The organism is Vreelandella halophila, assembly GCF_009856365.1.
GTDB classification, from domain to species: Bacteria; Pseudomonadota; Gammaproteobacteria; order Pseudomonadales; family Oleiphilaceae; genus Halospina; species Halospina utahensis_B.
In genome coordinates this window covers 45739-66642 of sequence record NZ_WMEX01000007.1, presented here as the reverse complement: position 1 = coordinate 66642, position 20904 = coordinate 45739, and the positions used below count along the sequence as shown (strand labels likewise).

Annotated in this window: 17 protein-coding genes; 4 read left to right on the top strand and 13 right to left on the bottom strand. The window is 61.0% G+C overall.

Annotated elements, in window-relative coordinates; translation table 11 throughout:
- Positions 1–6: 6 nt before the first annotated feature.
- A complete protein-coding gene (typA, locus tag GLW01_RS12665) occupies positions 7–1818 on the bottom strand; it encodes a translational GTPase TypA (protein WP_151440424.1) in 1812 nt (603 codons plus the stop codon).
- Positions 1819–2236: 418 nt separating this feature from the next.
- Between typA and glnA the strand changes: the two genes are divergently transcribed.
- The 4 genes from glnA to glnG all read left to right on the top strand — a co-directional run bounded on the left by glnA (position 2237) and on the right by glnG (position 7027).
- Entirely contained in the window at positions 2237–3643 is a 1407-nt protein-coding gene (gene glnA / locus GLW01_RS12660) for a type I glutamate--ammonia ligase (protein WP_151440425.1), read from the top strand.
- A 125-nt stretch (positions 3644–3768) separates the two neighbouring features.
- On the top strand, positions 3769–4317 hold the full coding sequence (locus tag GLW01_RS12655; protein ID WP_160899268.1) for a DUF4124 domain-containing protein: 549 nt from the start codon (positions 3769–3771) through the stop codon (positions 4315–4317).
- A gap of 209 nt (positions 4318–4526) precedes the next feature.
- The gene (gene glnL, locus GLW01_RS12650; RefSeq protein WP_160899267.1) at positions 4527–5597 is read left to right on the top strand and encodes a nitrogen regulation protein NR(II); all 1071 of its coding nucleotides are present in this window, start codon (positions 4527–4529) and stop codon (positions 5595–5597) included.
- A complete protein-coding gene (gene glnG, locus GLW01_RS12645; RefSeq protein ID WP_160899266.1) occupies positions 5594–7027 on the top strand; it encodes a nitrogen regulation protein NR(I) in 1434 nt (477 codons plus the stop codon). The genes glnL and glnG overlap by 4 nt, the downstream gene beginning before the upstream one ends.
- A gap of 78 nt (positions 7028–7105) precedes the next feature.
- Here the strand turns inward: glnG and GLW01_RS12640 are convergent, their stop codons facing one another.
- The 12 genes from GLW01_RS12640 to mshL form a co-directional block, all read right to left on the bottom strand.
- A complete protein-coding gene (locus GLW01_RS12640) occupies positions 7106–10765 on the bottom strand; it encodes a LamG domain-containing protein (RefSeq protein ID WP_160899265.1) in 3660 nt (1219 codons plus the stop codon).
- On the bottom strand, positions 10762–11175 hold the full coding sequence (locus tag GLW01_RS12635) for a hypothetical protein (RefSeq protein ID WP_151440429.1): 414 nt from the start codon (positions 11173–11175) through the stop codon (positions 10762–10764). Before GLW01_RS12635 ends, GLW01_RS12640 begins: the two co-directional genes overlap by 4 nt.
- Positions 11165–11971: a type II secretion system protein gene (locus tag GLW01_RS12630; protein ID WP_151440430.1), complete on the bottom strand. Its 807-nt coding sequence runs from the start codon at positions 11969–11971 to the stop codon at positions 11165–11167. Before GLW01_RS12630 ends, GLW01_RS12635 begins: the two co-directional genes overlap by 11 nt.
- Positions 11971–12486 (bottom strand): type IV pilus modification PilV family protein, encoded by a 516-nt coding sequence (locus GLW01_RS12625; protein WP_160899264.1) that lies wholly within the window; start codon positions 12484–12486, stop codon positions 11971–11973. The genes GLW01_RS12630 and GLW01_RS12625 overlap by 1 nt, the downstream gene beginning before the upstream one ends.
- Positions 12479–13003, bottom strand: a complete 525-nt coding sequence (locus tag GLW01_RS12620; protein ID WP_160899263.1) for a pilus assembly FimT family protein — start codon at positions 13001–13003, stop codon at positions 12479–12481. The genes GLW01_RS12625 and GLW01_RS12620 overlap by 8 nt, the downstream gene beginning before the upstream one ends.
- 38 nt (positions 13004–13041) lie before the next feature.
- Entirely contained in the window at positions 13042–13527 is a 486-nt protein-coding gene (locus GLW01_RS15760; protein WP_160899262.1) for a type II secretion system protein, read from the bottom strand.
- Between the two features lie 77 nt (positions 13528–13604).
- A complete protein-coding gene (locus tag GLW01_RS15755; RefSeq protein WP_160899261.1) occupies positions 13605–14123 on the bottom strand; it encodes a prepilin-type N-terminal cleavage/methylation domain-containing protein in 519 nt (172 codons plus the stop codon).
- A gap of 17 nt (positions 14124–14140) precedes the next feature.
- On the bottom strand, positions 14141–15364 hold the full coding sequence (locus GLW01_RS12605) for a type II secretion system F family protein (protein ID WP_160899260.1): 1224 nt from the start codon (positions 15362–15364) through the stop codon (positions 14141–14143).
- A gap of 2 nt (positions 15365–15366) precedes the next feature.
- A complete protein-coding gene (locus GLW01_RS12600; RefSeq protein WP_237416582.1) occupies positions 15367–17265 on the bottom strand; it encodes a GspE/PulE family protein in 1899 nt (632 codons plus the stop codon).
- Positions 17266–17269: 4 nt separating this feature from the next.
- Complete coding sequence (locus GLW01_RS12595) at positions 17270–18385, bottom strand: tetratricopeptide repeat protein (RefSeq protein ID WP_160899259.1); 1116 nt, start codon at positions 18383–18385, stop codon at positions 17270–17272.
- Positions 18382–19224: an ExeA family protein gene (locus GLW01_RS12590; protein WP_160899258.1), complete on the bottom strand. Its 843-nt coding sequence runs from the start codon at positions 19222–19224 to the stop codon at positions 18382–18384. The genes GLW01_RS12595 and GLW01_RS12590 overlap by 4 nt, the downstream gene beginning before the upstream one ends.
- 1 nt (position 19225) lies before the next feature.
- Positions 19226–20833, bottom strand: a complete 1608-nt coding sequence (mshL, locus tag GLW01_RS12585; protein WP_160899257.1) for a pilus (MSHA type) biogenesis protein MshL — start codon at positions 20831–20833, stop codon at positions 19226–19228.
- Positions 20834–20904: the final 71 nt, after the last annotated feature.

Sequence of the window (20904 nt, the reverse complement as noted above, 5' to 3'; positions counted from 1 at the left end):
GCCACCCTATTTCTTGCCGGCGCGCTTGCGATCCGTTTCAGTCAGCAGCTTCTTGCGGACCCGCAGGTTATTGGGCGTAACCTCCACCAGTTCATCGTCATCGATGAACTCAAGCGCGTTCTCGAGGGTCATCTCGATCGGCGGGGTCAGCACCAGGTTCTCGTCCGTACCAGCGGCACGCACGTTGGTGAGCTGCTTGCCCTTGGTCGGATTCACCGTCAGGTCATTCTCCCGCGCGTGAATACCGATAACCATACCCTCGTACACCTCGGCGCCCGGGCCCACCATCAGGCGGCCACGGTCCTGCAGCGTAAACAGAGAGTAGGCCGTGGTAGTGCCCTTGACCATGGAAACGATGGCACCGTTATGGCGGTGTTCGGCCATACCACCCTTGACCGGACCCCAGTGGTCAAACACGTGGGTCAGGATACCCGAGCCCTGGGTCAGGGTCAGGAACTGGGAACGGAAACCGATCAGCCCGCGCGCCGGCATGATGAAATCAATCCGCACGCGGCCACGGCCGTCCGGCACCATGTTCTGCATCTCGGCGCGACGGTTGCCCATCTCTTCCATGACCGAGCCCTGGTGCTGCTCTTCGATGTCGACCACGACCTGCTCGTAGGGCTCTTCCTTGGCGCCGTTGTTCTCACGCTGCACCACTTCGGGGCGAGAGACGCCCAGCTCAAAGCCTTCACGGCGCATGTTCTCGATCAGAACAGCCAGGTGCAGCTCACCACGGCCTGAGACCGTGAACTTTTCCGCTGCGTCGCCCTGCTCGACCCGCAGCGCCACGTTGTGCAGCAGCTCCTGCTCAAGGCGCTCCTTGATCTGGCGGCTGGTGACGTATTTGCCGTCCTGGCCAGCGAAGGGCGAATCGTTCACCTGGAACGTCATGCTTACGGTCGGCTCGTCCACGGTCAGCGCCGGCATCGCCTCGGGGGCTTCGCGGCTGCAGATCGTATCCGAGATGCGAAGGTTGCTGATGCCGGAGATACAGACAATATCGCCCGCGTTGGCTTCATCCACGTTCACGCGGTTAAGGCCGAGGAAGCCTTTCACTTCCAGCAGCTTGGCATTGCGCTGCTCCCCCTCGCGGTTAATCACGGCCACCTGCTGGCCGGGCTTCATCTGGCCGCCCTTGATGCGGCCCACGCCCAGCACGCCCACGTAGGGGTCGTAGTCCAGCGAGGAGACCTGCATCTGCAGGGATGCGTCCGGATCCACGCTCGGTGCCGGAACCTGGTTGACGATCATCTTGAACAGCGAATCCATGTCGTCTTCCAGGGCATCCGGATCCTCACCGGCAATGCCGTTGAGGGCGGACGCGTAGACAATCGGGAAGTCCAGCTGGTCCTCGTTGGCGCCCAGTGCATCGAACAGGTCGAAGACTTCGTTGATCACCCAGTCCGGGCGGGCGCCTTCCCGGTCCACCTTGTTCACCACAACAATGGGGTTAAGCCCCTTGGCGAACGCCTTCTGGGTCACGAAGCGGGTCTGGGGCATGGGGCCGTCAACGGCGTCGACCAGCAGCAGGACCGAGTCGACCATGGACATGACCCGCTCCACCTCGCCACCGAAATCGGCGTGGCCGGGCGTGTCGACGATGTTGATCCGGTATTCGCCCCAGTTGATCGCAGTATTCTTGGAGAGGATGGTGATGCCCCGCTCCTTCTCCTGATCATCGGAGTCCATGATACGGTCAGTGTCCGATGACTTGCGATCCAGGGTCCCGGATTGCTGCAGCAGCTGGTCGACCAGCGTGGTCTTGCCATGGTCAACGTGTGCAATGATGGCGATGTTGCGAAGATTCTCAATCACGAAAAGGGCCTCTGAATCACTGGTATTTCGAATGAAGGGCGGTGAAAATGAGGGTCGATCCGGGCTTTCCCCGAACCAAGGGCGCGGATTGTACACGAACAGACCGGATTATTCCATGAGGTCATTTCTGCAACGAGTAACAGGGGCATTTTCCGACGGGCCTCTGCTGCAGTCCAAAAACGCACCAGATTGGACCGGCCTCACGCGTTTGTGCACCGTAATAGTGCGTCGTGCAGCGGCGTCAGCGCACCAGGATGACGCCAATGCCCTGTTATGCGGCCAGAAAAGAGCAAATCCGGTAATTGGCAAGCCTTTTGCTTAAGGGTGGTCAGGCACGCGAAAGGCCCCACCACGGTGCACAGGGCCGGAGCCACGAGCACTCTGCTCTACTCAAATGAACCACAGATGGAGTTCTGACATGTCCAAGAACACACTGAAGCTGATCCAGGAACACGACATCAAGTGGATCGACCTGCGATTCACCGACAGCCGCGGCAAGGAAATGCATGTAACCATGCCTGCCAGCGGGGCCGATGACGACTTCTTCACGGACGGCGCCACCTTCGATGGGTCCTCCATCAATGGCTGGAAGGGCATCAACGAGTCCGACATGATCCTGATGCCCGATGATGACGCAGTCACCCTGGATCCTTTCGCGGAAGAGCCCACCCTCAACATCACCTGTGACATCGTTGAGCCGGCAACCATGCAGGGCTATGAGCGTGATCCGCGCTCCGTGGCACGGCGCACCGAGGATTACATGAAGTCCCTGGGCATCGCGGATGCGGCCCTGTTCGGCCCTGAGCCCGAGTTCTTCGTGTTCGATTCCGCCAAGTGGAAAGTGGACATGGACTCCGCCATGTACGAAATCCACTCCGAGGAAGCCGCCTGGGTCTCCGGTGAGGACTTCGAGCGCAACAACACCGGCCACCGGCCCAAGGTGAAGGGCGGCTACTTCCCGGTACCCCCTGTGGATTCCCTGCACGACCTGCGTGGCGCCATGTGTGCCGCCATGGAATCCATGAACCTTGAGATTGAGGTGCACCACCACGAAGTCGGCACCGCCGGTCAGTGCGAGATCGGCGTTGGCCCGAATACGCTGACCCGCAAGGCGGACGAGGTGCAGATTCTCAAGTACTGCGTGCACAACGTGGCCCATGCCTTCGGCAAGACCGCCACCTTCATGCCCAAGCCGGTGGTCGGCGACAACGGCTCCGGCATGCACGTCAACATGTCGCTGAGCAAGGACGGCAAGAACATGTTCTCCGGCGACAGCTACGCCGGCCTGAGCGAAAATGCCCTCTACTACATCGGCGGCATCATCAAGCATGCCAGGGCCATCAACGCGTTCACCAACGCGTCCACCAACTCCTACAAGCGCCTGGTTCCAGGCTTCGAAGCGCCGGTGATGCTCGCCTACTCCGCGCGCAACCGCTCCGCGTCCATCCGGATCCCGTACACCAACAACCCCAAGGCACGCCGGATCGAGGTGCGCTTCCCGGACCCGTCCGCCAACCCTTACCTGGCGTTCTCCGCGCTGGTCATGGCGGGCCTGGACGGCATCCAGAACAAGATCCACCCCGGCGAAGCCATGGACAAGGATCTCTACGATCTGCCCAAGGAAGAGGCACTGGAAATCCCGACCGTGTCGGAGACCTTCCAGGAAGCGCTGGACGCTCTCGAAGCGGACCACGAGTTCCTGACCCAGGGCGGCGTCTTCACCGAAGACATGATCCAGGGCTACATCGACCTCAAGCGTGAGGATGTAACCCGCTACAACATGACCACCCATCCGGTGGAATTCGACATGTACTACTCCGTGTAAACACGGCTCCAGTACCTGTCAGAACCCGGCCCGGGGCAACCCGCGCCGGGTTTTTTGTTGCATTGGCAACGCGGTGCTTGAATAATCGGGAAAGGATATCCGTCCGTCCCGAATCCGGAGGCTCCGTGTTCCGATCAACAATTGCCCTCACAGCGCTGGTCCTGGCCTTTCTCCTGCCCTTGTGCAGCAGCACCGTGGCCGGTGAGATCTACCGGCACGTGGACGAGAACGGCAACGTAACCTATTCGGACGAGCCGGCCGGCGATGACAGCGAAGCCATGGAACTGGACCCCCTGCCGGAGGTCAGCCTGCCCGATGGCGCAGCGCGCGAACGCCGCAACAGCGAACGCGAGGGCGACGGCGGAAACAACGAAAAGCAGGGCTACGAGTCCATCGAGATCACCCAGCCGGAACACGACAGCGCTTTCTGGCGCGGCGATGGGCTGGTCGTGGTACGCATCCAGTCCCAGCCCTCGCTGCGTTCCGGTCACCGCTTTGCCCTCGAACTGGATGGCGAGAGAACCCGCCAGAGCCGCAGCACCAGCTTCACGCTGGAGAACATGAACCGGGGTACCCACGAGATCGTGATCCATGTGGTCAACGCCAACGGCGAGACAATCAGCTCCTCCGATGTCACCCGATTCACCCTGCACCGCCCCTCGCAACTGAACTGAAGACCCGCTCGCCGGGATCCCCCTGGCGACACCGCCCGCGTCCAGACTGCGACCGCTTCAATGCACTGTATTGGTGCACACGAGAACCTTCTGCATTAGCATGGGGCAGAATGCGATTCCAACCGTGCACTGATTCGGCCCAGCAGCGCTTTTACACCGACCCAGAAGCTGGTTTGATTCTTGCAGAGCCTGTTCCCAGGAGGGGACCTATGACCGAACCCATGCACCAGCGCATCCTGGACAATCTGGCGACAGCGGTTCTGGTGCTCGATCACGACAAACGCACGCGCTACCTGAACCCAGCTGCCGAGATGCTGCTCCAGACCAGTGGCGACCGCATCCGCGGCCTGCCGGTGACCAGTATCTTCGTGGAGCCGGACGCGGCCCTGCAGACGCTCACCGAGACTGCGGCCACCGGCCATACCTTCACCAAGCGCGAAGCGGAACTGCTGCTGCCCAGTGGCCAGCTGATCTGCGTGGACTATTCCATCTCACCGTTCCCCGGGGACGACCCCCTGCTGCTGATGGAGATCCAGCAACGGGACCGTCTCCAGCGCATCTCGCGGGAAGAGGAACTCCTCACCCAGCAGGAGACCACGCGTACCCTGGTGCGGGGCATGGCCCACGAGATCAAGAACCCTCTGGGCGGTATCCGTGGGGCGGCCCAGCTGCTGGAACGTGAGCTGGAGAACGCGGAACTGCGCGACTTCACGCGGGTGATCATGGAGGAGGCGGACCGGCTGCGCACCCTGGTGGATCGGATGCTGGGCCCGAACCGGGCCATCGAGACAGCCCCCACCAACATCCATGATGTGGTTGAACATGTGCGTACCCTGCTGGAAGCCGAAGGCGGCAGCCAGGTCAGCCTTGTGCGGGACTACGATCCCAGTATCCCCGAGTTCATGGGCGACCGCGAGCAGCTGATCCAGGCCATCCTCAACATTGCGCGCAATGCCCTGGAAGTGCTTACCAAGCACCCGCCGGAGGATGCAGAGCCCACGATCACCATGCGTACCCGCGCCCTGCGCCAGTTCACCATCGGCCATATGCGCCACCGGCTGGTCTGCCGGGTGGACATCATCGACAACGGGCCCGGCATTCCACGCGAGCTTCAACCGAACATTTTCTACCCCATGATCAGCGGCCGCCCCGATGGCACCGGGCTCGGGCTGGCCATTACCCAGAGCATCGTGGGGCAGCACCAGGGCCTGGTGGAATGTGAGAGCCAGCCCGGCTGCACCCGATTCATCATCTTTCTTCCCCTGGAGGCCTCCGAATGAGCGCCACTGTCTGGATCATCGACGACGACCGCAGCATCCGCTGGGTGCTGGAGCGCGCACTGAGCCGCGCCGACCTTGAAACGGTCAGCTTTGAAAGCGGCGAAGGCATACTGGAACGGCTTGAGCAGGACCAGCCGGATGCTGTGATCAGCGATATCCGAATGCCCGGCATCGATGGCATCACCCTGCTGCGCTCCATCAGTGAACGCTTCCCCATGGTGCCGGTCATCATCATGACCGCCCACTCGGATCTGGACAGCGCGGTCTCTTCCTATCAGACCGGCGCTTTTGAATACCTGCCCAAACCCTTTGACGTGGACGAGGCCCTCTCCCTCATCCAGCGCGCCATTGATCATGGCCGGGAGCAGCGCTCAAGCGCCCGTGAGCGGGAGGCGGAACACGCCGGCGAGAATGCCGAGATCATCGGTGAGGCCCCCGCCATGCAGGAAGTTTTCCGGGCCATAGGGCGCCTTTCGCACTCCAACATCACAGTACTGATCAACGGGGAAAGCGGCACAGGCAAGGAACTGGTCGCACGCGCCCTGCACAACCACAGTCCGCGCTCAGGCGGCCCCTTCGTGGCCCTGAATATGGCCGCCATTCCACGGGACCTGATCGAATCCGAGCTGTTCGGCCACGAGAAAGGCGCCTTCACCGGCGCCAACGCTGCCCGCCAAGGCCGCTTTGAGCAGTCCAACGGTGGCACCCTGTTTCTGGACGAGATCGGTGACATGCCGGCGGACACCCAGACCCGCCTGCTCCGCGTTCTGGCCGACGGCGAATTCTACCGCGTCGGCGGCGCCACACCTGTTCGAGCGGACGTGCGCATCATCGCCGCCACCCACCAGAACCTGGAGGAACGGGTACGCGAAGGCAGCTTCCGCGAGGACCTTTTCCACCGGCTCAACGTCATCCGCGTTCACCTGCCAACACTGAGCGAGCGCCGCGAGGACATTCCCCTGCTGATGCGCCACTTCCTCAAGCAGGCGGCGCTTGAACTGAGCGTGGAACCCAAGATCCTCAAGGAGGACACTGAAACCTACCTCAGCACCCTGCCTTGGCCCGGTAACGTACGCCAGCTGGAGAACGTCTGCCGCTGGCTGACTGTGATGGCCTCCGGCCGCGAAATCCATGTGAACGACCTGCCACGGGAACTGCTGGAGCAGGAAGAAGCCGGCAGCACTGCCGGCAGCTGGCAGGAACAGCTCCGGGACTGGGCCGACCGCGCACTGAAACAGGGCAAACACCCGATCCTGGATACCGCGTTACCGGAGTTCGAACGCGTCATGATCGAAACCGCCCTCAAACACACCGGCGGCCGACGGCGGGATGCGGCCAACCTGCTGGGCTGGGGGCGGAATACGCTGACGCGCAAGATCAAGGAACTTGGTATGGATGAGCACGCCGAAGAGGCGCCACAGGAAGACTGATCCCCGTTTCTGCTGTAGGAGCGAGCTTGCTCGCGATTGCAGGCCCGTAGCTGCTTCGAATCGCGAGCAAGCTCGATCCTACTGGACCTCCCGCCAGTAGATGATGCGATCGTGACCCCGATAAACGCCGAAGGTGGCAGTGGCGCTCGGGTTCTGGAGATTGCCGTCGCTGTCGAAAGGTTTCAGCCAGTCAGGCACATTGAGCAGCTCAACCTCACTCTGGCGGTCATCAGGGTCAACCGGATCACGCCCTGAGCGCAGAAGAATCTCATTACCAGATTTGGGTTGGCCACCGGAAAGACCGTACGTCTCCGCTGTAGAGTCTCCTGACCTGACATTATCCGCCACATCCTGCGAAGCGATCTGAATATCTCCTCCATCTTCCTCATTCCAGGGACTGTACTGGAAACACCCTTCCCCGCTTTCCGCAGGAGGAACGTCACTCTCGTCAGCGGTGTTCAGCCTGAAGCGCTCACCATCCCAATACTCAGCCCTGAGCGACATAATGAGGTCCACGTTCTCCGGGCCGTAAACACTGCCCAGACTGATACGGCCATAACGGATCTCCACACCGGCGGGATCCAGAGTGACAGGGTTCTGACTCTCCATCAGCTGCGCATCACCGTCATCAACACCATCAACCTCCAGAGTGAGATTGCTCGTGAACGGCTCGATCCGTGTGCCCTCAGTCCGGATGTAGATGAATTCATCACCGACGAACTGATAGAGCATATTCCCATCTTCCAGAGGGGTCAGGTCTCCCTCAGGCGCTTGATCAACCGACACGTCGAGACCATTGTCAGCATCCTCTTCAGGGAAGATTCGCGAGACATCCCCGGCCTCCAGCAACTGCCATGTTTCACGATAATTGGTGACCTGAGGCGCGGTCCCTGATGCCCGATAGGCTTTCGGTGTGATGGTCAGTTCCGGTGCCTGAGCCGGATCATAGCCATGCGGCTGCCCAGTGTACGCAAAGTTATTGCAGGTCGGCTCAAAAGCCCCGTCTGACGGCTGGACAGCGAACAGTTCCGGGTGGAACCTACCCACGAAGCCCGACCAGCCCCGAACCATTACCGACCGACCAAGATAGCCCCCATCCAGTAATGCCTGCACAGCAATACTGCCCGCTTCATCAAACTGGGTCGTAACAGAGCCCTGCCCATCAGTGAACGCGTCGACCTCCGGCATACCGGCCAAGCCCGGATCCGCTGGGTTGGGCGGTCCGGCAACCAGGGTAGAGGACACCTCCGCGACGGGTTTACTGCCGCCAAAGGAAGCAGTTGACGCGTTATCCGAAAGATCCGCCCGATTCGTTGGATCCGGCGTCTCATGACCATCCGGCTGCCCATCATCATTGCCATCATCAGCTGCCTGCCACTGTACCGCCCGCACACTGACGTCGAACGGACGCCCCGCAGCCTGAAATGCATCGTCGGTGGGGGATGAAGCGCCTGGATTGTCGGGGACGGAGACATGAAACGCGAATGGGCGAACAGTCCATTCCGGCCCCTGCCCGCTCACCGGCAAGGGGTTCCCTTCTTCATCCTGAACAATACCGGAACTGTCATCCAGGACATTCAATGAATACTGAGCTACATCCGTGGCCTGCCATGGCAGTTCCGCAACACCCTCATTGAACACCACATCAACATTTCCGGATCCTGGCTCCGAGTCTGGCAGGCCACCACTGCCATCCAGAGAGGGGGCCTCTCCGCCTGGATCCTGATCTGCACGATCCAGCCATGCTTTCAGAGCCACGGCACCATCATAAGCAGTAATCGGACCACACTCCTGATCCTGTCCACGTCCATAAGCGGCAATCTCAACTTGATGATCGCGACCGGCAACAAAGTCCGTTCCGAGAGAATCCGAGGACTGGATCTGGAATATGTTTTCCCGGAACTGGATAGGATCCGAGGTCGTGCCTACCTGGCCCCCACTATCAACAACGCTGACGGTGAGCCGGTCCGCCAACTCGTTCGCCAGAGCCAGCGTCACCTGACCTTCATCCGCATCAACAAACTGGTACTGTGCAGCACCATTATTGTCATTGTCAGGGGAAGGAGTCAGACCGCCCTCCCCATCCGCAATCGACCAGTTGCCATTGCCTGACGAAGTTGAAAGATCGACAGCCCCGGTATAATCAGCAACCTGTGCCCCCGAGCTATTGATGGCGGTGATCTGGATTGGCAATGGTTCACACACACTGGCAACGGATGAAGCATTGATCTCGAAACCTGCCAGACCTGTGTTGCAGGGTCTACTTTCATTGGCCAGACGCACCGCCTGCGAACTGCTGATCGCACTGGCGGAATAGCGGAACTCATCAAAATCAAACGCCGCGGGGGCGGTTCCATCGGAAAAACCGCCAATCTGGATTGCAGAGTCGGCTTCAACAACGGAACGTCCTCTTTCGTAATCCTCCCTGATGACCTCTTCATTGCCATTCACATACATAACCAGCTCATTGGCTTCAAGATCATGGCTTACGGCAACATGCACCCAGTTCCCTGAGAAGGGATCTGTTTCAGTGCCTGCATCCGGAGTCCATCGCAACTCGCGCTGCCGGATACTGCCCTGTCCCTGGCCCTGCCCCTGACGTGTATGAACGACAAAGACGAGATCCCGACTTCCCCCGCGAAAATCCGCCAGCACTTCAGCCCTTTCGGCATAGAAGTCGGTTACATCGCCTACTGCGACAATACTGGGCGTGTCGCTGGTCTGTTGCCCCTCCTCCATCCGCACCCAGAAGCCCATGCTGAATGAGTCGCTGGCATTAGCGACGTCTGATTGAGTAGTTATGTTGCCGTCGGCTGGTATGGATGCAAAACCACAGGTGCCCGGGGAATTGGGAATCGCGCCGTCTTCCCCCGCGCTGACGAAAGATGCTCCGTTTGAGGTGCCCGTATTACCGTTCCCGCTCTGATCCGGAACGGAGGCCGCCCCTCCCCAGTCCCCATCAAACCAGTAGGCAATGTCAGCGGAAGCTTTGAGCGGATCACCATCTGTGGTTATCCATATCTGGCCGTCGCCCCCAACTCCACCTTCTTCGGCAGGACAGAACAACCTGGAACAGGTGGTTGCCCCGCCGCCGCCTCCTCCCGGAAGGCCGCCGGGATTACCTGGCCGGGAATCCCCAAACTCTGTTTCAGCACCGTTACCACCGCTGCCGCTGTCCTGGCCCGCCTGCCCTCCTTCAGGGGTTTGACCATCAGCACCATTCCCTGCTGGGCCAGCTGAAGCACCACCTCCCCCAGCTTGCCTGTCCGTCTCCAAAAATCCGCCTGTTTCCCCTGAACCTCCGGTACCGCCTTGATAGACCTCAGCGCCAACCCCAGAACCACCTACAGCCCCCTCATCGCCGTCAAGCGGAACACTTTCGCCCCCAAAAGCTTCAACAGCCCCCGCAGGCCCCCTCAGAAAGGAGCTTTCACCCGATTCACTACTGCTACTTCCAGAACCAACCTGGTACTCGTAAGTTTCCCCCGGATTTACCTGGAACGTCTCGCTGACGTAGCCACCCCCGCCACCGCCACCCGCAGCTCCAGGACTTTGACGGCTACCACCACGACCCCCACCACCCCAGAGCTCAACGGTGATTTCGGAAACATTGTCAGGCACAACCAGGGTTCCAGCTCCCGGTTCCGATAGCACCTGCTCTGCAGCACCACCTGTGCGAACAGCCAGAATGGAAGCAACGATGACAAACAGTGTCAGACTTCCACTTACACGCTTCATCGAGCCAGTACCTCCACTGTGCGGCTGGCTAAATCCGCTCCGCTCCCGCATTGCCCATGGCTCTCAATGCGAAAGACCTTCTCCTGTGTGCTGAGGTCAGTACACTTGACGTCCGCCTCACAGTCCCTGAGGCCGTTGCTGAAACCATCAAAAGTACGGGTTCCGAAACCACACCCTTCCCCTTCATCCTGCAGGGTCATGGCCAGCTGCGCGCCGGACTCCGCCGCGTAGTAGGCTCGCGTGGACTGGATGTCCAGCGCCTCAGCCTCACCGGTGGTCTGTTGGAGCTGCGCAATGGTCGAGACAATCAGTGCCATGACCGTAATCAGGAAGATGGCCATCACCAGCCCGGCACCGCCCTGGGACGAGCGGCGCCCCTGGAACTGGATTGGACGTGAGTCAGGGAACATTGCGCACCTGTACCTCCTGGGCCACAGAGAGGGACTCCTCAGAGTCCGCCGACTGCAACGTAAATTCAAAGGTCACCACGCCGTTGCGCTGACGTGTCGGCGGTATAAAACTGAAAATCAGTGGCCCGTCGCCAAGCGGCATCGCAACCACCTCACGAACGCCTCCGCTGGGCCGGCCACCACTGGCGTTAAGCCCATAGCCGGAATACCGGAAAAGGTAGCGACTATTGGTCCCCGTGCCACGACAGAAACTCACCGGATCTCCGGTAAGCGTTACGCGTCGCTGTGGTGAATGCTCTGGAAACGTATGGGGCGAACTGAGCGTGACAGTGCGCTCCTCCCCGGACCCGCTGACCGACCCCAGCCCCGCCCGGGTTTCAGCACCCGTCTCATACAGTCCATCGGGGAAATCACCCTCGGCATAGGGATAGATGAACACTCGGATGGCTTGCTCCGTCGAGCGCGAGAACGGTACTGCCTGGAACTCGGAAAGCGCCCGATTGGGTTCAAAGCTGTCCGCACCATCCACGTACCGGGACCCCGCCACGATCGGGAAAAACTCGATGCACTCCCCACCTTCACTGGTGCGGATGCTGCCCGGCAATGCCGAGCGCAACTCACGGCTGACCTGCTCGGAAGCAATCCCTGCTCCGAGTGCCAGACGCTGGCGATTGGCGGTATCCAGCGCCCCCTGAGTGGAGAACTGGATGAAGCGCACCGAGATGGCCGCGATGATGCCCAGGATCACGATCACCATGATCAGCTCCGTCAGCGTGAAGCCCTGCTGGCGGCGCATCAGAAGTTACCCTTGTAGGCTGTGAACGTCATGCTCGGCCCCTGGGCTGGATAGACCATGACGTCAATGCGCTTGGCGTCATCGCCCACACCCACTTCGGCCCCGGCACAGGTAACACTTACTTCTACACGATACCCTTCATAGGCCTCGCCAAAACCACCGGATACCAGGCGCGGCGGCGAGTCCTCCAGCCCCTGATAGTCATTCACCGTCCTGTAATCGGCACGCTCTTTCCCGCCACCCGTACCTGTATCGTTACAGCCACTAGCGGAAGGACTGCCGCCCGGGCCGACCCCCGGCCCGAACCGCCGCGCAAGAATCTCGTCCAGGTAGGCCTGACCCACGGCAGTGGTCCGCGACTGATAAAGCGTGTTCGCACTGCGCCCCACCACCAGTGAATAGCTACCAATCACACCGGCGATGGCAACCCCGACGATCACAATCGTGATCACCAGCTCGATCAGGGTGACACCGGACTCCGGTTTGGCGGGATAAAAAGAAGAGGAGTCAGCCATCAATACAGCGCTCCGGGTAAGCGAACCCCGATGCCGAGATACAGGCCGGATGCCCCGCCCCACCTCCTGAAGGGACAAAGTTCAGATCAATGTTCGAGCCGGCAGAGATCGGCTCATCGCTGGCATTGACCCGCCGTATTCCCCGGTAATACAGAGTGCCCGGGTTATTCTGGAGGCTCGCCCCTTCCCGGGCGGCTGTCCGGGCACCTCGCTGGTTTCCGCTACACCCAGCGTCACCCTTGGCAGAGACGCGAAAACACCACTGCCCCGCCGATTCAGTGATCGTCAGGGCAACGGTGGCGTCAGTGTTGGCTAGGGCCCGTTTTTGGGCAAGAAGAGCGGAGGAAATGAACTGATCGCGGGCGGCGCCTGCGGAATAAGCACTTGGCGACGCCAGAAGTGCGATTCCCAGTGCGCTGATCGCCCCGATCAGTATCAGAGTGATTATAAGCTCAACCAAGGTGAAACCGAACTGAATTCGATTTTTTCGGGGTTCATGATCACCCAGCGCCCGCATATTCTCGACCAGAGATCAGGCTACTGCCGCTGTCATCATCAGCAATCACTGACATCCACACTAATATCAGGAGATGTGCCGGTGCCTGATGCCTGAGTGTACTGAACCTGGCAGTTGGCAGGTGTTGCGGCGCCATCCGCCTGAACCGTCAGGGGATCACCAGCATTGATCGAGAAATCATCCTCATTGATCTGGGCAGCTGCCAATATCCCATCCGGGTTGGCGGCATCAGTGTCGGATACCGGGTAACCGAACGCCAGGTTCACGGTAGTCCCTTCGAGTGTAAGCGATGTATTTGATGCGCCTTGGGCGGCATTTTGATCACAGTCAGTAGAGGCCAAGCACGCTGAATGCACAATTGAGGACGCCGACTTTATGGAGCCCGCAGCACCTTCGATGGAAGCCGAGCGTGCATCCCCACCCAAATCCGCAAACCGTGGCAGAGCAAATGCGGACAGAATGCCAAGAATAACAATCACAATAACCAGTTCTATGAGGGTGAAACCCTGCTGCTGACGTTGCATGGAACGTACTCCTTCAAGATCTTTCAAGATTTAAATGTTTTGGCTAACAGTATGGATCATTTCGCGGGTTTTGCGAGTCAGGGATTGTCTATACTTGTGAAAACTTCTCCCTCCTCAGGGTTGTATTCAATGAAATTACCGCTGCCGTCACGCTGGTACGTGTAAACGCAGTTCCCGTCACGAGTGCTGGCAACATAGTCGGTATCGTTGCCCGTACTGGCGCCGACCGTGGGGGCATTCGACTGCAGCAGTGCCCTCCATAGATCAACGCAGTCATTGCCAGTTCCCCCCTGAGTAGAAACAGGCCAGCCCTCGTCATTGGTATTGACGTTATCCGCGCCAAACCCTTCCAGCCCGTCAGTCACTGATCCGGGGGCTCCATTACCTGTCCACTGCGCCTTGACCAGGGCCACTGCGGCCCCGTAGGCACCTCCGGTTCCCCGCACACTGGCCCGGTGAGCTTCTTCCGAAAGCTCCGCGAACCGTGGCAGCGCGGTGGCCGCCAGAATGGCAATAATCACAATCACCACCACCAGTTCGATGAGCGTAAAGCCCGATTGGCGGGGTGTTACGTTTCTGTATGGCGAGCTGTTCATTCTGTCGCTCCTCTCGCTTATCCGATCGCCGCACTGCCCAGATCCCAAACCGGCAGAAAGACCCCCAGCGCCAGAATCAGCACCAGTATGGCCACACCGACGAGCAATATGGGCTCAATGGATTCAGACAACCGGTTCAACTGGTAATCCACTTCCTCGTCGTAGAAATCCGCCACGTTGATGAGCATCTCATCCACGGAGCCGGTTTCCTCGCCCACCGAGATCATCTGCAGAATCAGCGGCGTGAACAGCTCGCTTTCACGGGCGGCGCGCATCAGGCTGTCACCGCGCTCAATCGAGGTTCGCATCTCATGCAGGTGATGCGCGATCCAGGCGTTACTGTTGGCGTCCGCTACCACGGAAAGCGCGCTGGTCACGGGCATACCGGCTGCGAGGGTCGTGGCAAAGTTACGCGAGAACCGGCTCAGCGCGATCTGCTCCAGAATGGGCCCGATGATGGGAATACGCAGCTTGTAACGGTCCCACTGCAGGCGCCCCTGCTCTGTGGCGATCCAGCGACGTACCCCCACGAAGGCGGCCACCATACCTCCCAGCAGTGCCGGCCACCAGGTGGTCATGAAGTTGGAGGTCATGATCAGCACCTGGGTGATGAACGGCAGGTCCGCGCCCAGGCGTTCAAAGGTGGAAATAAACTGGGGGATCACGAAGAAGTTGATGATGATCATCGCCGCGGTCAGCGCGACGATCACGAAGATCGGATAACGGGTGGCCTGCTTGATGCGCCGCCTTGTTTCACGTTCCAGCTCCAGGATGCGCGAGAGGCGGAAGAAGGCATCGTCCAGGTTACCGGTGTTCTCCCCCACGTGCACCATCGCCACGAACAGTCCGGAGAACACACGGTCATTGGCCTGCATGGCGGTGGCCATGGTGGTGCCGGTCTCCAGCCGGTCCGCCACGTCATCCAGCGCCTGGCTCAGCGCGCGCGCCTTGCTGGTCTCGGCCAGCCCGCGCATGGTGCGGATGATCGGGATGCCGGCCTTGGTGAGCGCGTACATCTGGCGACAGAACACGATCAGGTCATCCAGCTTCACTTTCGGTTGGAACAGCTCGATCTGCCCCAGCTGAGCCAGGCTGCTGCCGGCTTCCGCCTCCGGCTCCACGGAGACTGGCGTAATGCCCCGGCGCTGGAGCTCGGCGGCGATGGCGTCCCGTGACCCCCCTTCCAGCACCCCCTGTTCCAGGGCACCCTTGCTGTTACGGCCCCGATACTCGAAACGCATGGTCAGTCTCCCGCCTCATCCGCGGTGCCACCACCGAGCGTGGCGGAGACCCGGGCGACCTCATCCAGGCTGGTGATCCCCTGTTCGGCGTATCGCAGGGCGCAGTGGTCCAGGCTCTCGTAGTCCGGCATGGCCCGTGCGGCCCGCTCGAAGCCGGCATAGTCCGCCCGGCGCAACGCATCCAGCATCGCCTCATTGAATTCCAGAAGCTCGTAAACGCCGATACGGCCCCGGTAACCTGTGTTGCTGCACTGGTAGCAGCCCTTGCCCACAACAAAGCCCTGGCCAGCATCCCTACCAGAACCACCCGTATGGTCAGGCGCTGTCTCCCCGGTCTTCATCAACTCGTCGGAGAGGGTCAACTCCAGGGAATCATCTCCCCCGCCATCAACGGTTTCTGTTACCACCGGTTCGGCAGGCTCCGACACCTCCCCCAATTCCGCAGGCGCCGCCAGGTCACCACGCTCCCCCCTGATCCGGTCAATCCAGATCTTTTCCTGATGCGTCGGGGTGTAGGGAACCTGGCAGTTCTCACACACACGCCGCACCAGCCGCTGGGCCAGGACCCCGGCAATGGAGCTGGAGACCAGAAAGGGTTCCGCGCCCATGTCCAGAAGGCGCATGGCACTGCTGACGGCGTCGTTGGTGTGCAGGGTGGAGAGCACCATGTGGCCGGTCATGGCGGCGCGCAGACCGATCTGGACAGTTTCCTGGTCGCGCATCTCCCCCACCAGGATGATGTCCGGGTCCTGGCGCAGGGCCGAGCGCAGTACCGAGGCAAAGGTCAGCCCGATCTGGCTCTTCACCTGCACCTGGGTGATGCGCGGCAGCCGGTATTCCACCGGATCCTCGGCGGTGATGATCTTCACCTGGGCCTGGTTGAGCTCAGTCAGTGCGCCGTAGAGGGTGGTCGTCTTACCCGAGCCGGTGGGCCCGGTCACGAGCATCATGCCATGGGGCCGATGGATGAGCCGGCGGAACCGCCGCAGGATGCCAGGCGGCATACCGGTGCTCTCCAGATCCAGTATGCCCTGGGACTGGTCCAGCAGACGCATGACTACGGATTCGCCGTACTGCACCGGCAGCGTGGACACCCGCACGTCGATGCTCCGCCCTTTCACGCGGATGTTGAAGCGCCCGTCCTGGGGCATGCGTTTCTCGGAGATGTTGAGCCCGGCCATGAGCTTGAGGCGCAGCACCAGCGCGGAGTGGATGCGCTTTTCCTTCATGACCTGTTCCTGCAGCACCCCGTCGATGCGCTGGCGGATGCGGATCACGGTTTCATCCGGCTCAATGTGAACGTCCGAGCTGCGGGCCTGGATGGCATCCTCGAAGATGGTCTGCAGCAGGCGCACCACCGGGGCTTCGTTCACATCCGAGTCGCTGCCCAGATCCGCCAGATCAAAGGCCTCGTCGCCGATCTCGTCTTCCAGCTCCTCGGCCAGGGAGGCGATCTCATCCGTGCGGCGATAGACCAGGTCAAGCGTGCTGAGCAGTTCGCTCTCCCGCACCACGGCCTGTTTCACCGGCTGGTCCAGGATCCGCGTCAGCTCGTCGTAGGCGAAGATGTCCATGGGGTCCGCCATGCCCACCAGCAGCTCGCCGTTGCGCTCGGCCAGCACGATGGAGCGGAAGCGCCGGGCCTGGGCCTCCGGGAGTTTCTTCACCAGCTCATGGTCGAAGTTGTAATGGCGGAGCTGGACAAACGGGATATCGAGCTGCTGGGAGAGAAAGTTCAGCAGCTGGTCCTCATCCACATAGCCCAGATCCGTGAGGGTCTTGCCGAGCTTGCGGCCGGTACGCTTCTGCTCACTCAGCGCCGTCTGGAGCTGCTCATCAGTGATGACGCTGTTCTCAACGAGAAGATCGCCAATACGGACCTTGCGGCGTGTTTCCGACATACTTCTACCCCTGCTCCGCGGCGAGCCGTTGCTCGATGTACCGGCGCAGCTGTGGCGCCAGATCCGGCAGTGACAGCGCACGGGTATAGGCGGCCCTGGCCTTCTCATCCCGCCCGCGGCTTTCCATGGCAATGCCCAGGCCGGCCCACCAGCGGGCATTGCCGTCATCGGTCTCAATCAACGCCGCCCACTGCTCGGCGGCCGCCTGATGGTCTCCGGTCTGCTGATAGAGCGCCGCCATCATGGTGTGATAGGCCGGCATGGTGCCCGGCCCCGGCGGCTCGGATTCCAGCCACTGCAGGGCACTGGCTCTGCCCGAGCGCTCAAGCGCCACACGCGCCCTGAGCAGCCGCAGCTCCGGATACATGGCCACGGCCTGCTCCGGCAGCCACTGCAACGCGGCGGCCGGCTCTCCACGCTCCAGAGCATGCCGGGCCATCGCCGCCCGGGAGCGCGGCATATCGGAATCCAGCATGGCTCGCTGATTCAGGCGTTCCCCGGCCTGCGCAACACGGCCATCCGCCAGTAGCGCTTCCAGCTCCCGGGAGAGCCGCCGATCTTTTTCCGCGGGCGTCAGTTCGCGCACGCTGGGGGTGGCTGTTTCCGGCTCGGAGTCCGACTGATTCGCAACGTCATCAGTGGAGACGGGGTCTTCCGGCTCACTTTCCTGTTCCGCCACTTCTGTCTGTTCTGTCGGTTCCGGCTCTGTTGTGCCGGTCGGCTCCACCTTCCTGACAGTCTCAGGAGGCTCACTGGTGTCACCGTCCTGCTCGGTGCTTCCTGCCCGCTCGGAGGTATTACGCTCAACAGTCCCGGAACCCTCACCGGTCCGCCCCTTCTCCGCGGGCAGTGTCGCGGTACGGATCACAGGCGCCGGCTCATCGTTGATGGCGGGAACAGCCCCCTTCCCTGCAGATCGCGGCTGATCCGAGCCCAGCCACCAGAACCCGGCGCCAGCCAGTACCGCCAGCAGCAGTGCCGAGCCACCCAGTATCCAACCCCAGTGGGCAGGCGTCCGGTAGCTGGCAGCGCCCAGCCCCGCCGGAACCGACTCCCCGTTACTGCCGTCCGCACCCTCGCGTTTTTCCAGATCCCGGAGGGCGTCATTGAGCAGACTCATAGAAGTCCTCCCAGAACCCCGGGGCGGCGCACGACCGTATCGGTATCGCGGATGGCCTGGCGTACATGACGGCTGGTCACTTCACGCTCACCGCGCCCATAGGCGGCAATCAGGGCCTTGTGGGCGAGAATGTTGATCAGCCTGGGGGTTCCGCCCGAGGCACGGCTGATCAGGCGTACCGCCCTGGGCTGGAAGAGTCGTCCACCGTTCCATCCAGCCCGCGCGAGCCTGTGCTGCAGATAGTCAGCGACCGTCTCCGGCGACAGCGTCTCCAGTCGGTGCTGAAAGGTAATGCGCTGGCTCAGCTGGCGCAGATCCGGTCGGGCAAGCAATTCATCCAGCTCAGGCTGCCCGAACAGAACCACCTGCAGGAGCTTACGGCTCTCTGTTTCCAGATTGGTCAGCAGGCGCAGCGCCTCCAGGGTTTCCACAGGCATGGACTGAGCTTCATCGATCACCAGCACCGCCGCACCGGCAGACGCCGCGTTATCGATCAGATATTGCTGCAGTGCTGAAAGGGCCCTGTGGGTGTTACTGGCATCATCGAGCGTCACTCCCAGCTCGTCGGCAATGGCCTCAAATAACTCTTTAGGGCCGAGCTGGGGGTTGGGGAGATAGGCGGTGGTGAATTTCCCTTCCAGGGCATTGAGCAACAACCGGCACAGCAGTGTCTTGCCGGTGCCCACCTCGCCGGAGACCTTGATGAAGCCTTCCTTCTGGCGCAGGGCCACCAGCAGCAGTTCCAGCGCCTGCCCGTGGCTGGGCGCACGCAGGAAGTAGCGCGTATTGGGCGTCAGTGAAAAGGGGGCATCCCGAAGGCCGAAAAATGCCTCGTACATGCTACCTCTCTTGTGTCGCGCCCGCCGCCGGTTCTGGCTTCGGGGATTCTGTGGATTCCATGATCCGGCGCAGATCCCGGATGCGCTCGCGGCTGTCCTCCACGTCCTGTCCGTACCGGGCCACATTGGCGATCATGGGCTTGAGCAGAATCACCAGTTCGCTTTTCCGGGACTCATAGCTGCGCTGCTTGAACAGTTCACCAATGACCGGGATATCACTGAAGAAGGGCACCGCTGAGGTTGTCTCCTCGGTCCGATCCTGAATCAGCCCGCCGATCACCACGATCTGGCCGCTTCGTGCTCGTACCACGCTGTCTGTCTCGCGCACCGTGCTCAGCGCCAGAGGCAGAGTCACGTCCTCGTCACCGATGGTGATGAGCTTTTCCTGGTCTTCCACCTCGCTCACAGAGGGATGAACATGCAGAGTGACGACGTTGTCATCACTGATCTGCGGGGTGACGTCCAGAGAAATCCCCGAAAAGAATGGCGTCAGATCCACAGAGGTCGACCTGGAGGTCCCTGTGCCACCGGCGGTGGTATCGTCATCAAAATCAAGATCGGTCACGAAGAACTCGTCACTGCCCACCTTAATGACGGCCTTCTCATTATTGACGGTCGAGATCCTCGGACTGGACAGCACCTGCACATTGCCCTGACTGCCCAGAAGCTGAATCAGGCTGTTGAAACTGTTCACCTCAAGAGCGGCGGAAAACGCTCCTCCCCCCTGGGTGTTGGTAGCAATGCTGCTGAGGCTTCCCTGAAGACTGTTGCCGCTGCCCATCTGGTCCACAGCATTCCAGTTGATGCCCTGCTGGTAGCTCTCGTTGAGAGCCACCTCAAGGATTCGGGCCTCCAGGATCACCTGGCGCTTGGAGATCAGCTGCATCCGGCGAAGATAATCCTCAACCACCTTCAGCTCATCCTGCCGGGCATGGACCACAACCACCCCCGATCCAGGATTGGTGATGACACGCTGGCCACTATCGGACCCGACCATCAGGTTCAGGGATTCGTTGAGATCCGCCCAGAAGCGCGACTCGGAGGTCGTAGTGATACGGGTACCGACCACGGTGCCATTGCCGGAGCCACTGTCACCGTTGTTCGAGCCGGAATCCCCATTGCCCGTATCGGTCACCTGCCCCGACCGCACCTGGGTTTCGGAATTGCCGCTGCGCTGGATGTCCAGGTAGTCCACCTGGAATATACGGGTCCTGAGACCTGCCTGGCGGATGCGGTAGATACGGCCCTCAAGGGCAATCTCATAACCATAGAGATCCGAGACCACATCCATGACCTCTTCGAGGGTCACCTGGGTGAGATCCAGAGTGATGGAGCCCTCCACAGCTGGATCCACCACCACGTTGTAAGGCGTACCGTCGACCAGGCTCCGGAAAAAGGTGGGTGCCGGCAGGCCCTGAGCATTGACGTTGAAGCGCTCCGTCCCGCCGGAAGTGGCACCGCCCGCTCCGGAGAAGTCCGGCATCAGGGCGCCCGTCACCTCATCAGGCGCCGGGGCGGCATCCGTATCACCGCTGCTGGCTCCAGCCTTTTCCAGTTCTTTTTCGATCCGCTCCGTGGTTTCCGTAGAACTTGCCTGCTGGGTCTGCATCAGCGGATTCCCGGCACAGCCGGCCAAAAACAGGCTGAGCACAGCTGGAATCAGAAATGGGACGGAACGCT

Bases quoted from the DNA above. Each gene is read 5' to 3' on its own strand.
- glnA (WP_151440425.1), top strand. From the start codon at position 2,237: ATGTCCAAGAACACACTGAAGCTGATCCAGGAACACGACATCAAGTGG.
- glnL (WP_160899267.1), top strand. From the start codon at position 4,527: ATGACCGAACCCATGCACCAGCGCATCCTGGACAATCTGGCGACAGCG.
- glnG (WP_160899266.1), top strand. From the start codon at position 5,594: ATGAGCGCCACTGTCTGGATCATCGACGACGACCGCAGCATCCGCTGG.
- GLW01_RS12640 (WP_160899265.1), bottom strand. From the start codon at position 10,765: ATGAAGCGTGTAAGTGGAAGTCTGACACTGTTTGTCATCGTTGCTTCC.
- GLW01_RS12635 (WP_151440429.1), bottom strand. From the start codon at position 11,175: ATGTTCCCTGACTCACGTCCAATCCAGTTCCAGGGGCGCCGCTCGTCC.
- GLW01_RS12630 (WP_151440430.1), bottom strand. From the start codon at position 11,971: ATGCGCCGCCAGCAGGGCTTCACGCTGACGGAGCTGATCATGGTGATC.
- GLW01_RS12625 (WP_160899264.1), bottom strand. From the start codon at position 12,486: ATGGCTGACTCCTCTTCTTTTTATCCCGCCAAACCGGAGTCCGGTGTC.
- GLW01_RS12620 (WP_160899263.1), bottom strand. From the start codon at position 13,003: ATGCGGGCGCTGGGTGATCATGAACCCCGAAAAAATCGAATTCAGTTC.
- GLW01_RS15760 (WP_160899262.1), bottom strand. From the start codon at position 13,527: ATGCAACGTCAGCAGCAGGGTTTCACCCTCATAGAACTGGTTATTGTG.
- GLW01_RS15755 (WP_160899261.1), bottom strand. From the start codon at position 14,123: ATGAACAGCTCGCCATACAGAAACGTAACACCCCGCCAATCGGGCTTT.
- GLW01_RS12605 (WP_160899260.1), bottom strand. From the start codon at position 15,364: ATGCGTTTCGAGTATCGGGGCCGTAACAGCAAGGGTGCCCTGGAACAG.
- GLW01_RS12600 (WP_237416582.1), bottom strand. From the start codon at position 17,265: ATGTCGGAAACACGCCGCAAGGTCCGTATTGGCGATCTTCTCGTTGAG.
- GLW01_RS12595 (WP_160899259.1), bottom strand. From the start codon at position 18,385: ATGAGTCTGCTCAATGACGCCCTCCGGGATCTGGAAAAACGCGAGGGT.
- GLW01_RS12590 (WP_160899258.1), bottom strand. From the start codon at position 19,224: ATGTACGAGGCATTTTTCGGCCTTCGGGATGCCCCCTTTTCACTGACG.
- mshL (WP_160899257.1), bottom strand. From the start codon at position 20,833: ATGCAGACCCAGCAGGCAAGTTCTACGGAAACCACGGAGCGGATCGAA.